12 protein-coding genes and 2 pseudogenes are annotated in these 14,285 nt (G+C 61.0%); 4 read left to right on the forward strand and 10 right to left on the reverse strand.

What is annotated here, in order from left to right; translation table 11 throughout:
* Positions 1–29: 29 nt before the first annotated feature.
* From CWC48_RS22460 to CWC48_RS22470, 3 genes are read right to left on the reverse strand one after another with little or no spacing between them, the layout of a single operon-like run.
* Positions 30–788, reverse strand: a complete 759-nt coding sequence (locus tag CWC48_RS22460; RefSeq protein ID WP_078049110.1) for an SDR family oxidoreductase — start codon at positions 786–788, stop codon at positions 30–32.
* Between the two features lie 14 nt (positions 789–802).
* Positions 803–1,780, reverse strand: coding sequence for an ABC transporter permease (locus tag CWC48_RS22465; protein ID WP_076954377.1), 978 nt, complete (start codon positions 1,778–1,780; stop codon positions 803–805).
* A complete protein-coding gene (locus CWC48_RS22470; protein ID WP_078049109.1) occupies positions 1,777–3,264 on the reverse strand; it encodes a sugar ABC transporter ATP-binding protein in 1,488 nt (495 codons plus the stop codon). Before CWC48_RS22470 ends, CWC48_RS22465 begins: the two co-directional genes overlap by 4 nt.
* Before the next feature lie 256 nt (positions 3,265–3,520).
* Between CWC48_RS22470 and rpiB the strand changes: the two genes are divergently transcribed.
* Positions 3,521–4,006: a ribose 5-phosphate isomerase B gene (gene rpiB, locus CWC48_RS22475; RefSeq protein ID WP_100490347.1), complete on the forward strand. Its 486-nt coding sequence runs from the start codon at positions 3,521–3,523 to the stop codon at positions 4,004–4,006.
* A gap of 6 nt (positions 4,007–4,012) precedes the next feature.
* On the opposite strand, the gene CWC48_RS22480 is transcribed toward rpiB, so the two are convergent.
* The 6 genes and pseudogenes from CWC48_RS22480 to CWC48_RS22500 form a co-directional block, all read right to left on the reverse strand.
* Positions 4,013–5,278, reverse strand: coding sequence for a carbohydrate porin (locus CWC48_RS22480; RefSeq protein ID WP_100490348.1), 1,266 nt, complete (start codon positions 5,276–5,278; stop codon positions 4,013–4,015).
* Between the two features lie 55 nt (positions 5,279–5,333).
* Entirely contained in the window at positions 5,334–7,742 is a 2,409-nt protein-coding gene (locus CWC48_RS22485) for a glucose/quinate/shikimate family membrane-bound PQQ-dependent dehydrogenase (RefSeq protein WP_100490349.1), read from the reverse strand.
* Between the two features lie 346 nt (positions 7,743–8,088).
* Positions 8,089–8,631: pseudogene (locus CWC48_RS30935) on the reverse strand (methyl-accepting chemotaxis protein); the annotation flags it as partial.
* A gap of 321 nt (positions 8,632–8,952) precedes the next feature.
* A pseudogene (locus CWC48_RS30940) lies at positions 8,953–10,032 on the reverse strand (cache domain-containing protein); the annotation flags it as partial.
* A 145-nt stretch (positions 10,033–10,177) separates the two neighbouring features.
* A complete protein-coding gene (locus tag CWC48_RS22495; RefSeq protein ID WP_010211227.1) occupies positions 10,178–11,068 on the reverse strand; it encodes a bestrophin family protein in 891 nt (296 codons plus the stop codon).
* 83 nt (positions 11,069–11,151) lie between these two features.
* Positions 11,152–11,340 (reverse strand): hypothetical protein, encoded by a 189-nt coding sequence (locus CWC48_RS22500; RefSeq protein WP_100490351.1) that lies wholly within the window; start codon positions 11,338–11,340, stop codon positions 11,152–11,154.
* Between the two features lie 493 nt (positions 11,341–11,833).
* Between CWC48_RS22500 and CWC48_RS22505 the strand changes: the two genes are divergently transcribed.
* The 3 genes from CWC48_RS22505 to CWC48_RS22515 are packed head-to-tail and all read left to right on the forward strand — an operon-like array spanning position 11,834 to position 13,948.
* Complete coding sequence (locus tag CWC48_RS22505; RefSeq protein ID WP_256581733.1) at positions 11,834–12,676, forward strand: hypothetical protein; 843 nt, start codon at positions 11,834–11,836, stop codon at positions 12,674–12,676.
* Positions 12,677–12,702: 26 nt separating this feature from the next.
* Positions 12,703–13,764 (forward strand): GGDEF domain-containing protein, encoded by a 1,062-nt coding sequence (locus tag CWC48_RS22510; RefSeq protein WP_100490353.1) that lies wholly within the window; start codon positions 12,703–12,705, stop codon positions 13,762–13,764.
* Positions 13,754–13,948, forward strand: a complete 195-nt coding sequence (locus CWC48_RS22515; RefSeq protein ID WP_100520203.1) for a hypothetical protein — start codon at positions 13,754–13,756, stop codon at positions 13,946–13,948. Before CWC48_RS22510 ends, CWC48_RS22515 begins: the two co-directional genes overlap by 11 nt.
* A 7-nt stretch (positions 13,949–13,955) precedes the next feature.
* On the opposite strand, the gene CWC48_RS22520 is transcribed toward CWC48_RS22515, so the two are convergent.
* Complete coding sequence (locus CWC48_RS22520) at positions 13,956–14,267, reverse strand: helix-turn-helix transcriptional regulator (RefSeq protein ID WP_078049101.1); 312 nt, start codon at positions 14,265–14,267, stop codon at positions 13,956–13,958.
* Positions 14,268–14,285 lie beyond the last annotated feature (18 nt).

A 14,285-nucleotide genomic window follows, 5' to 3' on the forward strand; every position in this document is an offset into this window, starting at 1 on the left:
TTCCTTGTTCTTATTCGTCTGGAATCGGATTACTGAATGCTGTAGCCGCCGTCGATCACCACGTTTTCCCCAGTGATCATCTTGGCCGCATCGCTGACCAGGTAGAGCACCAAGCCGGCGATCTCTTCCGGCTGGGCAAAGCGCCCCACCGGGATCTGCAATTTGGCCCGTTCGCCCAGTTCACCGGCCCAGGCTTTCTTGCCTAGGGCGGTTTCGACGATGGTCGGCGAGACGGCGTTGACGTTGATGCCGTGTGGCGCCCATTCCATGGCCAGCACCTTGGTCATACCGACCACCGCGGCCTTGCTGGCGCAGTAGGCAACGTGACGATCAAGGCCGATGACGGCGGCTTGGGAAGCGAGGTTAACGATGCGCCCGCCGCCGTGTTCGATCATATGCCGGGCGCAGGCCTGGGCCACGAAGAAGCTGGCCTTGAGGTTGATATCCAGGGTGGTGTCCCAGGCGTTTTCACTGACGTCCAGGGCTTTGTCGAGCAGGGCGACGCCTGCGCTGTTGACCAGGTAATCGATGCGCCCGAGGCCGGCGGCGGCTTGGTCGACGGCGGCCTGCAGCGAGTCGAGCTGGCGCAGGTCGGCCACCACGCCCAGGTGGCCACTGCCGAGGCTGGCGGCCACTTCCACCACCGCAGGGTCACGGTCCAGCAAGGCCACCCTGGCGCCGCGTTCCACCAATAAATTGGCGCAGGCCAGGCCGATACCGGCGGCGCCCCCGGTGATCACGGCGCAACGGCCGGTGAGGTCGAACGCCTGGTTCCAGAAATTGGACATTGCACACACTCCACTTAGCGTTTTTTCTTGCGCCAGACATCGATCAGCACCGCGAGCACGATGATCAACCCCTTGGCCACTTGTTGGTAATACGAGGACACCCCGAGCAGGTTCAAACCGTTGTTGATCACCCCGATCAGCAGCGCGCCAAACAGTGTGCCGACAATGCTGCCGGTGCCGCCCGACAGGCTGGTGCCGCCAATCACCACCGCCGCAATTGCATCCAGCTCATAGGACACGCCTGCCTGGGGCAGGGCCGAGGTCGTCCGCGCCGCCAGCACCACGCCCGCTAGCCCCGCCAGCAGCCCGGAAATCACGTACACCGAGAACGTCACCTTGCGCACGCCGATGCCCGAGGTGCGCGCGCTCTTTTCATTGCCGCCCACGGCGTACACGTAGCGGCCGTAGGTGGTGTAGCGCAGCACCATCCAGAAGATCAGCGCGACCACCGCAAAGATAATGATCGGCACGCCGATGGGGCCGAGCTTGCCAATGCCCATGGCCAGGAAGCTGTCCGGCAGGTCGGTGACCGGGCTGCCGTCGTTGAGGATAAAGGTCATGCCCCGCGCCACGCTGAGCATGCCAAGGGTGGCGACAAAGGGCGGGATGCTCAGGTTGGCAACCATGAAGCCATTGACCACCCCGAGCATGGCCCCGGCGAACATCCCCGCACTCACCGCTGCCAGCAGGCCATAGCCCTGGGTCGCGACCAACGCGCTGCACAAGCCGGCGAACGCCAGGATCGAACCCACCGACAGGTCGATGCCCTTGGTGAGGATCACGTATGTCATGCCCACCGCGAGGATGCCATTGATGGAGGTCTGGCGCAGGATGTCCATCCAGTTGCGCCAGGTCATGAAGTATTCGCTGGAAAAAGCCATTACCAGGCACAGCAGGATAAACACCAGCGGCAGGCCGAAACGGTCGAGGGACAGGCGCAGGCGGTTGCGCGGTGCGGCGGTAACGGGGGCGGCAAGGACTTTACTGTTCATGAGGCAAGACTCAACAAGGCTTCCTGGGAAAGGGCGGTGTCGCTGCTGACGGTGACCAGGCGGCCACCCTTGAACACGGCGATGCGATCACTCAGGTGCAACAGCTCCGGCGCTTCGGACGACACCACGATGGCCGCGCCACCGGCGCGCACAAACTCGTCCAGCAGGTGATAGATCTCCTGCTTGGCGCCTTCGTCGATGCCGCGCGTGGGCTCATCGCACAACAGGCAGATCGGTTGGGTCGACAGGCATTTGGCGAGCACCACCTTCTGCTGGTTGCCACCGCTCATCGACTCCACCGGCAGGTCCAGGGACGAAACCTTGATCTGCAGGCGCTTGACCATGCTGTGTGCCAGCGCCTGTTCCTTGCGCGCATTGATCACCGACCAGCTCGACAGTTGCTTGTAGGCCGAGAGTGCGATGTTCGCGAGGATGCTGCCACTGAGCACCAGGCCGCTGTCCTTGCGGTCTTCGGTGACCAGGGACATGCCGGCGCGAATGGTTGCCGCCGGGGTGCCCGTGGGCAACGGCTGGCCTTGCAGGGTGGCGCTGCCGGCGTCCGGCAGTGTCAGGCCGTACAGGCAGTTGAGGAATTCGCTGCGGCCCGAGCCCATCAGGCCATAGATCCCGAGGATTTCACCCTGGCGCAATTGCAGGCTGATGTCCTCGAACTCGCCCTCGCGGCTCAGGCCGCTGACGTCCAGGCAAGTAGTGGCCGCGCATTCGCGACCGACCTTGTGGTCGATGCGTTGCAGTTCCTGGCCGACGATGCCGCGCACCAAGTGGGCACGGTCGATATCGGCCATGCGCCCGCTCTCCACAAAGGCGCCATCGCGAAAGATGCTGTAGTCATCGGCGATCTGTGCCAGCTCGCTGAGGCGGTGGGACACATAGATGATGCCGGCACCCCGTGCCGTCAAGCGGCGGATGGCCTTGAACAGGGTCTCGGCTTCACGCTCGCCGATGGCCGAGGTGGGTTCGTCCATGATCATCACCTGGCAGTCATGGCTGAAGGCCTTGGCGATTTCCACCAGTTGGATCTGCGCCACGCTCAGGCGGTGCATCGGGCTGGTGGCGTCCACGTCGAATTCGAGGCTTTGCAGCAGCTCGCGGGTGCGCCGGTTCAGTGCCTTGCTGTCGACGATACAGCCAGCACGGCGCGGCTCGCGGCCCAGCCAGATATTTTCGGCCACGGTCATGTAGGGAATGGGTTCCAGCTCCTGGGTGATCATCGCCACCCCGGCGGCCAGTGCCGCGCTGGGGCGGTCGAACTGCACCGGCTGGCCGTTGAGCAGGATGCTGCCGGCGTCACGCTGGGTGATGCCCATCAAGATGCTGAGGAAAGTCGATTTGCCCGCGCCGTTGCCGCCGCACAGGGCGTGCACGCTGCCGGCCCGCAGGGAGAGGCGCCCGTCACGCAGGGCAGGGACCCCGGCGTAGGCCTTGGAAACGTGTTCAGCCTGGAGCAGTAATGGCGTGGCCATCGGTGTGTCCTCTTGCTGATTTTTGTTATTAGGTCGTTTTATCCAATAGCCTGATCATATGATCGGATAATGATCATATGTTTAAACTGCTTGGGCCGGTTTTGTCAATGGTCCGACCAGGGAGCTTCTGTTGTTTTGCAGTTTTTAGGGGGAGGGCTCTTTAAATAAGCCTTGACAGCCGCCTGCCTGTCGCCTGCTAATGTTTGTGCATATTTTCATTGAGTGATCATTTGATCGGTCTGGCGGAGAAACAGTAATGGGTGCACAAACGACGTTTTCGGTGGCGATCGGATGCGACGAGGCAGGCTTTGAACTCAAGGAAATGCTCAAGGGCTTTATCGAAAGCCTCGGGCATGGGGTCGAGGATTTTGGCTGCTATTCGTCCAGCCCGGTGCTGTACCCGGACATTGCAGCGGCCGTGGCTACGGCGGTGGGGGCGGGTGAACAGCGCCTGGGCGTGTTGATTTGCGGCACTGGCATCGGCATGGCGATTTCCGCCAATAAGATCAAGGGCGTGCGGGCGGCCCAGGCCCATGACACCTATTCGGCCGAGCGCGCGCGCAAGAGCAACGATGCGCAGATCCTGTCCATTGGTGCACGGGTGATCGGGCCCGAGCTGGCCAAGAGCATCGTCAAAGTGTTTCTGGCGTCGGAATTCGAAGCGGAGCGCTCCGGGAAGAAAGTCGAGCGCATTACTGCGCTCGAACAGGCGAACAGGGCCTTGCCGTCGGGCGACGACTGAGCCGCTTCAGAACACCGCCTTGACCTGCAGGCCCAACACCAGCGCGTTATCGATATTCTCGCCAGAAAACGCGCCCGGCTCGATGATGTATTGCACATCCGGGCGCAGGGTCAGCCAGGGGGTGGCCTGGTAGCCGTAGCTGAGTTCGATCAACTGCTCGGCATTGTTCAGGCTGGGGTAGTCGGTCCCGGCGTTGAAGGCGGCCAGTTCCTGCACATCGCGGCTGCGCGGGTTGGGTACGGCACGGCCATAACCCAGGGCCAGGGTGTCACGCGGCCGGCCTTCGAACGGTTTGTACAGCACCACGCCCGCGCCATACCACTTGCTGAACGGCGAGGCTGCTTCGCTGGCTGCCGAATATTGGCCGAAGGCATGCAGCACGCGGCCGGCGGATGCGTCGGACGCCCACACCGCCTGGTCGACCAGCAGGTAGTGACCGCCGCGACCGCTGACCTCCTTGTTGCTGCCGATGCGTTTGACGTCGGAGCTGTCGTAGTAATAGCCCAGTTTGTATTCCCCTGGCAGGCGGCCTGCGTGCTTGTACACCAGCTCGATGGGCACCACGGTGCCGGTGGTGTGCTTGGGGCTCAAGTGCCAGGCGCGGCTGGAGTCGCCGTTGCTGTCCGGGTCGACGTTGAACGCGGCGACGCGCAGCTGCCAAGACGGCGCGAAGTCATATTTCACTCGTGCGCCCAGGCGTGCGTTGGGGTAGTTGGTCCAGCCGCTGCCGCCGGACATGTTCAGTGGGTGCCCACAGAAACCGGCGTTCATGAAGTTGCACAAAATCCCGCTGTCCAGGCCGCCAAGGTCATTGCCCATGGCCATGTAGCCGAGCTTGACGTTCAGCGCCGGGGTGAACAGCGTGCGTTCGTAGCTCAACTCGGTGAGGCGGGTATAGAGGCCGCCGTAGTTTTCCTGGATCGGTAGGCGGTTGCCCACCAGGTCCTCGGAGGCGCTGTTGCCGCGACGGTCGTTGACGGTGAGCTGGATGCGGTCGCCATGGGTCAAGCCGTAGAGCTTGCCCAGGTCGAACTGCACACCGAGCTTGAGGTTTTGCGAGTAACGCGCCGAGCGGTGCTGGCCGCCGTGGGCGTTGTAAGCGGTTTCGCCGCTGTAGTCGCCGGTGAAACGGATGCCTTGCTCGTCGAGTTCACGGCGCAGGCCGCCCCAGTCGCCGGTCAGGGTGGTGTCATCGGCTTGCACAGGCAGCGCGGCACCCAGGGCCAGGCCGAGCAGCAGGCGCCCAAGGGAAAGATGAGAAGAGGGGGTCATGCGGGTTCTTCCAAGGCAAAAGGCGCGGTGCGAGGGGCACCGCGCCTGAAGGGGGTTATGGCAGGGCGTAGGCGATCACGTAGTCGCCGCGGTCGGTGGACTGGCGTGCGCCGCCGGCGGTGATGACGATGTACTGCTTGCCGGTTTTCGGCGACACGTAGGTCATCGGGCCGCCTTGGCTGCCGACGGGCAGGCGGGCTTTCCAGATTTCATCACCAGTGCCGCTGTTGAAGGCGCGCAGGTAGAAGTCCTGGGTACCGGCGATAAAGATCAGGCCGCCCTGGGTCGACAGGGTGCCGCCGAGGGTTGGCAGGCCGATCTTGATCGGCAGGTGCATGCGGATGCCCAGGGGGCCGGTGTCTTCAACGGTGCCGACCGGTACTTGCCAGGCGACCTTTTGCGTCTTCATGTCGATCGCGGTCAGGGTGCCGAACGGTGGCGCCTGGCACGGAATGCCGGCTACCGACAGGAAGCGGTTCTTGTTCACGGCATACGGTGTGCCCTTGAGCGGCACGGCGCCCATGCCGGTGTTCAGCGCTTCGCCACCGGACGAGGCCTGGGCCTTGTTCTGCGACGGCACCATCTGGATCCACAGGCCCAGGCGCATGTCGTTGACGAAGATAAAGCCGTGCACCGGGTCGGTGGAAATGCTGCCCCAGTTCATGCCACCCAGCGAACCCGGGAAGCTCAGGGATTTATCGGTGCCTGGCGCGGTGTACAGGCCGTCGTAGCGCATGCCCTTGAAGTCGATGCGGCACAGCAGCTGATCGTAGGGAGTGGCGCCCCACATGTCCGATTCGGTCAGGGTCTGTGCGCCGATCTGTGGCATGCCGACCGATTTTGGCTGGGTGGGCGAGTAGGGTTCGTTAGGGATGTTGGCGGCCTTGACCGGGACTTCCTGCACGTCGGTGAGCGGCTTGCCGGTGGCGCGGTCGAGCACGTAGATCTGCCCGGCCTTGGTGCCGATCACCACGGCAGGCACGGCTTTGTCGCTGCCTGGCGGGGTGAAGTCGATCAGGCTTGGCTGCATCGGCAGGTCGAAGTCCCACAGGTCATTGTGGACGGTCTGGTACACCCACTTTTCGGTACCGGTGGAGGCGTCCAGTGCCAGTACCGACGCGCCGTATTTGTGGTTGAGCTGGGTGCGTTCCACGCCGTAGATGTCGGTGGACGAGCTGCCCATCGGCAAGAACACGGTGTTCATCAGCGGGTCATAGGACATCGGCGCCCAGCTGTTCGGGGTGCTGCGCACATAGGTGCTGCCGTCGGCCGGGGCTTTTTTGTCTTCCGGGTTGCCCGGGTCGAAAGCCCAGCGCATCTGGCCGGTGATCACGTCGAAGCCACGGATCACGCCGCCGGGCATGTCGGTCTGGACGTTGTCGGCCACGCGGCCGCCCACCACCACGGTGGTGCCGGCCATCAGCGGTGCCGAGGACAGTTGGTAGTAGCTGTCCGGCACGTTACCCAGGCCGGCTTTCAGGTCCACCTGGCCATGGGTGCCGAAGTCTTCGCAGAACTTGCCGGTGTCGGCGTCCACGGCGATCAGGCGTGCATCGATGGTGTTGGTCAGCAAGCGACGCTGGCACTGCGCACCGGCGGGAACGCTGGCGGCAATGATCGGCGAGCTGTTGGGCTGGGTCGGCTGGGCAACTGGCGCGGTGGCGTCGAAGTAGGCCATGCCACGGCAACGCTGCCACACCGCCGATTTGGCGTTGACCTCGTTCTTCCACAGCTCTTTGCCGGTGTCGGCGTCCAGGGCGATCAGGTTGTTGTGCGGCGTGCAGATGAACACTTTGTTGCCGATCTGCAGGGGCGTCAGTTGGTCTTCGGCACCGTTGCCGTCGCTGATGGCTACATCACCGGTGTGATAGGTCCAGGCCACTTTGAGCTTGTTGACCGTGTCACGGTTGATCTGGTCCAGCGCGGCAAAGCGGCTGCCACCTTCGGTGTTGCCGTAGTGCGCCCAGTCTTTCTGCGCATCCGCTGCAGCCACCGGCGTGATGCCAGGGCCGGCACCGGTCGGTGCGACGCTTGGGTGAGCGACAAACATATTGCCTGCCGCCACTGCCACGCCCACCGCCAATACCGCCGCCACGGCATAGGCGCCGCGTGCAGGCCGATTGACGAGCCATGGGTAAACCAGTGCCACCACCATGCCGATGGCCGCGAACATGAACACGCGGGAGAACAAGGGCCAGAACACCAGGCCCACATCCGCCACCGCCCAGATGGCCGTGCCGACCAGGAAGGCCGCGAACAGCCAGGCACCCGCCGGCTTGCGAGCGGCAATCAACAGCCCGGCGATCGCCATGACCGCGCCGCCGATCAGGAAGTACCAGGAGCCTCCCAGGCTGACCAGTTTGACGCCGCCAATGGCCAGCGCAAGGCCGAGCAGGGCGATGATCACGCCCAGGCCCAGCAGTAATAATCTAGAGGCGCCAGCGGCGCGCGATGCTCGTTTCATGTCGAAAGGACTCGAATGTGAGAGGGCAAAGACGCGATTTTAGCAAGATAAGTAACTGGTTAGTACATTAGAGTCCTGCAATAGACTATTACAGGTGCTGCGATGATGGCGTGTGGCTAAATGTCGCCCAGGATCTGATGTGATACTTAAAGGCGCACGCAACGTGTAGTGAGCGGGCTTGCCCCGCGCTGGGCTGCGAAGCAGCCCCCAATCCGGACACCGAGATCTACCTGGATTAACTCGGTGGCCTTATAGGGGGCTGCTTCGCAGCCCAGCGCGGGGCAAGCCCGCTCACTACAGCAAGTCCGCTCGCGATAACCTGTTGCTCTGCGAACTCGCCGGCCTGTTAGAACTTGAACCGCCCCACCAACCCCTTGAGCTGACCCGAAATATCCGTCAGTCGCCCTGATCCGGTCTGCGCCGAGTGGGCGAAGCCTTCCACCAGTTGTGCATCGGCATGGATCTGCGCGATGTGCCGGTTGATCTCTTCGGCCACCTGGTGTTGTTCTTCGGCGGCGGTGGCGATCTGGGTGTTCTGGTCGCGGATCGAGTCCACCGAGCCGCGGATCTTGTCGAAGCTGTCGCGGGCCTGTTGGATACGTTCCACGCTGGTGTGAGACACCAACAGGCTGCCTTGCATCTGCTGGGTCACTTCCTGGGTGCGGCGGGCGAGGTTGCCGAGCAGGCTGTCGATCTCGCCGGTGGAGTCCGCAGTGCGGCGGGCGAGGGCGCGGACTTCGTCGGCGACCACCGCAAAGCCTCGGCCCTGGTCGCCGGCGCGCGCGGCCTCGATCGCCGCGTTGAGCGCCAACAGGTTGGTCTGCTCGGCAATCGAGCGGATGGTGTCGAGGATGGTATTGATGTTTTTACTGTCCTGCTCCAGTTGCTGCATGGTCTGGGTGGAGCGTTGCAGGTCTTCGCTGAGCTTGAGCACGCTGCCGGTGGCCTCACCGATGTGCTGCTGGCCGTCGTGCACGTCGCGGTAGCCTTCGTCTGCACTGGTGGCGGCGGCGCTGCAGGAGCGTGCGACTTCGTTGGCGGTGGCCACCATTTCATTGAACGCGGTGCTCACCAGTTCCACGGCTTCGCGCTGGCGGCCGGCAGCCTGGTTCATGTTGTGGGCCACTTCACTGGTGTCGGCGGCGGCGGTCTGCAGGTCGGACGAGGCGTTGCCGATGCGCTGCACCAACTGGGCGATCATGCTCAGGAACTGGTTGAACCAACCGGCCAGGCTGGCGGTTTCGTCCTTGCCTTGCACCTTGAGCTGGCGCGTCAGGTCGCCTTCACCTTCGGCGATTTCTTGCAGGCCGTCGGCCACGCCGCGGATCGGGCGCACGATGACGCTGGCAAAGCTGGCGCCGACAATCGCGAATACCAGGGCCAACACTGCTGCAATGGCCGCGATCAACCAGGTGAGGCGGGTGGCGCCGGCCATCACTTCGTCGCGCTTGATCAGGCCGATAAAGCGCCAGCCGAGGTCTTTGGAGCTGACCATGTTGGCCATGTAGGCCACGCCATTGATGTCGATCTGGCTTACGCCGTCGCCGCGCTTGGCCAGTTCGGCGTAGTTGGGGCCCAGGTCGGCCAGGGGCTTGAAGTTGTGCTTGGCATCGCTGGGGTCGACCAGCACGTTGCCGTTGCCTTCCACCAGCATCAGGTAGCCGCTGTCGCCCAGCTTGATGTTGCGCACCAGTTCGGTGAGTTGCTTGAGCGACACGTCCAGGCCGACCACGCCGAGGATATTCCCGGTGGCGTCGGCGACGGTGTGTACGGTGCCGATCAGCGTCACATCGTCCGGCGCCCAATAGTAGGCGCCGGTGCGCACGGTTTTACCCGGCGCGGCGATGGCTGCCTGGTACCAGGGGCGGACGCGCGGGTCGTAATTGTTCAGTTTGGTATCGTCGGGCCAACTGGCGTAGCCGCCGTCCTTCAAGCCCAGGGACAGGTAGGCGGTGCTCGGATGACTTTTGGCGAACTGGTCGAAAATCTCCAGCAGCGCCGTGTTGGTCGGCGTGAGAGGGATTTGTGCGGCGTCGGCGCCGGCGTAGCTCTTGAGGTCCTTGGCCGCGACAACGCGCGGGTCCTTGGCCACATAGTCGACGTTTTGGCTGATGCCATCGAAGAACTGCTTCATGCCATTGTCGATCTGGCGGATCTCGCGGCCACTGCTGTCGAGGAAATTGGCCTGGGCCCCCTCGCGCAGATTCAACACGACCAGCACGGCCACCAGGATAACCGGCACGCACGCGATGGCCGCAAATGCCCAGGTCAGCTTTTGCTTGATATTCATGACTTCACCCGCGGGTATTTATAATTTTGGCAAGGAGAAAACAGTAGCGTCGAGCGTCGCATGTGTTGTTATGAGAGGGGTGTGGCCCATGCGTACTCCCTGTATATCGACTGAGGGAGCACGCACTTGAGGCCGAAGGGAGGGTTTAACCGATGCGCTCGCCACCCAGCGCATCACGCTGCATCGACTGCAGGTTTTTCTCGATGGTTTCGCAGATGGTGTCCATCTGGATCTGGTGTTCGCTGGAGTTGAACGGGCTTTGCAGGTCGGTGCCGATGCGCTCGATGGCCAGCAGCATGAAGCCCACCACCGTCGAGGCCAGCGGGGTGAACCAACCCAGGGACTCCACCAGGCCCACCGGTACGATCAGGCAGAACAGCGAGATAAACAGGCGCGGGAAATACACGTAGGGGTAGGGCAGTGGGGTGTTGGCAATCCGTTCCATGCCGCCTTGGGCGTTGGACAAATCCACCAGGGTCGACTCCAGCCGTGCCAGGCGAATGCTGTCGAGGTGACCGACCTTGTACTCCCGTGCCAGCAACGCTGCTGAACCGGTGAGGATATCGTTGGCAAAGTTGTTGGTGGCGCCGTTACGCGCAAACTCATCGCCGGGGATAAACGCGCGGACTTCTTCGGGGCACGGTTGGCCCTTGAGGTGCGCGGCCAGGCAATTCACATAGGCCACATGGCGGCGCAGCAGGGTGGCCTTGACCGGGTTCACTTCGTCGTCGGGATCGTCCAGCAGGGTCAGCACCTGGCGCGCAAAACTGCGCGAGTTGTTGACCATCGCGCCCCACAGGGTACGGGCTTCCCACCAGCGGTTGTAGGCGCTGCTGTTACGAAAACTGATCAGCACCACCAGCGCCGAACCCAGCAGGGTCAGGGGCATCAGCGGCAGATTGATTTTGTAGGTGAGGAACAGCATGAAGTCCACGGTGACGGCGACGTCCCACAACAACAGCCAGAACAGCGCCCAACCCACGTAGCCCATGGTCTTTATGATCAGGCGGTACTTTTTGATGATGGCGGCTTTCAAACGAGAACCTCGCGAGCGGTAAGCAACAGTGCTTAAGCTCGGACGCGGGTTAACGGCAAAGGTTCGCCTGGCGCCTGAATCGTTTAAGTGCCGCGAATGTCGATCTCTTTCTGGCGCAGCACCTCAAGCGCTGCCAGCACGACATGCGCTTGTTCAATGACGTTGCCCGCCATGACTTCATGCCCGTGTTGCTGCAAAACGCGCGCGTTTTCCACGATTTGGTTGATTTTGGTTTCAATAGTGTCGGCAAACAGGTTGATCGAGCTATTCATGACGGTTTCTCATTCGGGCGAGTACTGTGTTTTTATCAATGGCACTGACCACCTCAATGCCGAGTTTCGTCGAAAGTTTCATGGGTTTAATCCGCTCGAAACGTAGGCCTTGATGGCGACGAGTTAGTTATTTGCTACGACGCTGCGTCTGCAAGCTAACTTCTTGTTAGTTGAGCAGTTGCGAGACCCTAGCGTATTTATATGGTGGCGCTTAAGACCATATTTGGTAGGGTTGGGATTAGATGTAAGCAAATGTCACAAGAGTGCGGACGGACATATAGATGTCATGGTGAGGAAGATTTTGGAACAATTTTGGTAGCCATGATGTCATGTGAAGTAATCGCGATACATTGCGTACGGGCAAAACGCCAGCACTGGCAGCGTTTACGACGTGAGTTGTTGTGAGACCTGGGCGCAGAGAACCTGCGGCCAAGATCAGTGAATTGAAGTTGTTTGATCAGGGCTCTATCTCATGTGTGTCAGGTCGTTGAAGTTGGCAATCGATCATTCCGCGCAGGCATTTGAGCGGCATGTGGATTTTGAATCGAGCATTCGGGCGCACTACGCGGTGTTGCTCGATAACTATTCGAAAAGACCGTTTTTCTATAAAAGTGCGCTTAAGTACAGCCGTTTGATGGTGTCTTTCGCCTTGTTGAGCGAATACTTTTCCAAGCCGATGCCGTTGTTGTGTGAAGTCAAAGCCTTCTGCGTTGCACAGGGGTTCTGTTCGAGAAACAGCCTCGAATCCATTTTCCTGCTCTTCAGGGCGCTGGGCTTCATGCACGTCAGGGTGAATCCGGAAGACAGCCGCTTCCGGACCTTCACGCCATCAACGCAGGCGTGCCGAGAGGTGAGGGTGATGATGACGTCCATCACCGACCCCTTGGCGGTGATGTGCCCTGAACGAGCGGTGTTCACGCAATTGCGCGAACTGGATGATCGGGCATTCCTGGCCCTCTACTTCAAAGGCTATGCGATGCTGCTGAACAATAAGCTGGCAATTGATGTGCTGTTGCCTGAGTGCTATTGGCTGGTCAAGCGCGACGGCGGCCACATGCTGATGCTGGCTATTTATAACGACGCCTGCGGGCAGGGCAGCAATGGCGCAAGTTTCAGATCGTCTTCTTACCTGGCGCTGGCACAGCAGCTTTCCGTGTCCAAAACCCATGTGATCCGCCTGGTACAGGAGGGCGCCGACAAGGGCTATTTCAAAATTCATTCCAAGACCCAGCTGGAGGTGCTGCCGCCGTTTATTAGCCTGGTGCGAAGGTTCATGGCGTTTACGTTTGCGTCTGGTCTGCACAGTGTTGAACTGAGCCAGATCCACAACAGTTAGGCAGCTTATGCGCAGGGAGTGTCAGGATGCCGGCCAGTTTAAAGCTTAGACCGAGGATGCAGCGGTTGCTGTCACCCGCGGTGGCGCAAGCGCAGTTGATCGGCATCGTCGCGTGGTTGGCGGTGCTGTTGATTAATCCCCTGGAAGTGTTTGGTTTTTACGCTGCACTCTGCACACTCACGTTGCTTGCGGTTTACAGGTTGCACCGTGCTGTCGTTAACTTTCTCATGTGGCGTGCACTGGGTGTTGTTTATATTGTGGTGCTGTCGGTCGGCTTCGCATATGTTATTCGATCCAATCCCGAGTTGCGCATATTGTCACTGCCGCTGACCGTAACATTGGTGATCAGTAGTTCCATCCTGTTTGTGAGCGTTCATGATTACTTATTCAGTGCGCTATTAATCTGGTGGGTAATGTGGGCGGTGATTGAAACAGGCTTGCCGGGTGGGCTGGAGATGTATCTGTTGATATTTTGTGTGTCTTCAGTGCTGCTCGGTTTTAACCTGAACTTTTCTTACTTGAAAAACCTGCGTTCTGTGTTGTTGGTTGAAAGTGAGTTTCGCGAATTGGCGGAAACCGATTATTTGACCTCCATATTGAACCGGCGCGCCTTTATGGAAAATTTCGAAAAACTGATCGAAACAGGGCAAAGCGGTCATTTCATGATGCTGGATATCGACAGTTTCAAGTTGAAGAATGACCAATTCGGTCACGACATTGGCGACAAGATCCTTTGCGCCATGGCCGCTTGCCTGAAGTCCACAAAGGGTAGCCACAGCTTCGGTCGAATCGGCGGCGAAGAGTTCGGCGTCCTGGTGGTGGGGGATGACCCAGACGTCGCCAGCGAGTTTGCCCTGTGCCTGCTGCAGGCAATCCGGTGCAGTGTCGCGCCGCCGCACCACTACACATGCAGTGCGGGCATGGCGCGCTTTTCGGCGGGTGCCGACCTGTCGACGGTACTCAAATGTGCTGACAGAAACCTTTACGCAGCCAAGCGCAATGGCAAGGACTGCGTGTACCTGGATGGCGAGCCTCTGCGACCACGCCTGCCTGTGCCAATTAAATCAGCGAGGACGTATGAAGATTGAGTTGGAAGACGTGGATTCACCCAAGGGTTGCCTGCTGCGCCTGGGTGACCTGAGCATGATGTTCAACACACGGTTGGAGGCGCAGCAATTTGTCGACCAGCTGCAAGGGCGGATTGGTGCACTCAAATTCGGCGGTGCGCCGAGCCGTGATGCTGTGCAGGGGGAGGGTGATCCGCCAGCCTGATCCTGGCTCAGTGCTGCGCGAGGATGCACCCGAGTAAACCGGGAAAGCGTTCCTCAAGCACCTCGGCACGCAACGAATTCAGATGAGTGGTCCCCACGCTGCGGGTGTGCACCAGCCCGGCGTCGCGCAACACGCGAAAGTGATGGGACATGCTTGACTTGGGCCGTCCGCCGTCCAGTTCGCCACAGGTGGCCTCGGGCACACCCGCCAGGCAGCGTACGATGTCGAGGCGCACCGGATCACTCAACGCGTACAGCAGGCGTTCGAGGGTCAGGTCTTCAAGGGGAGGGTGTTTAAAGGCTCGCATGAAATGAATCATAACAGGGGGGTATCGTTG

Source organism: Pseudomonas sp. S10E 269, from assembly GCF_002798465.1.
Classification (GTDB): Bacteria; Pseudomonadota; Gammaproteobacteria; order Pseudomonadales; family Pseudomonadaceae; genus Aquipseudomonas; species Aquipseudomonas pergaminensis.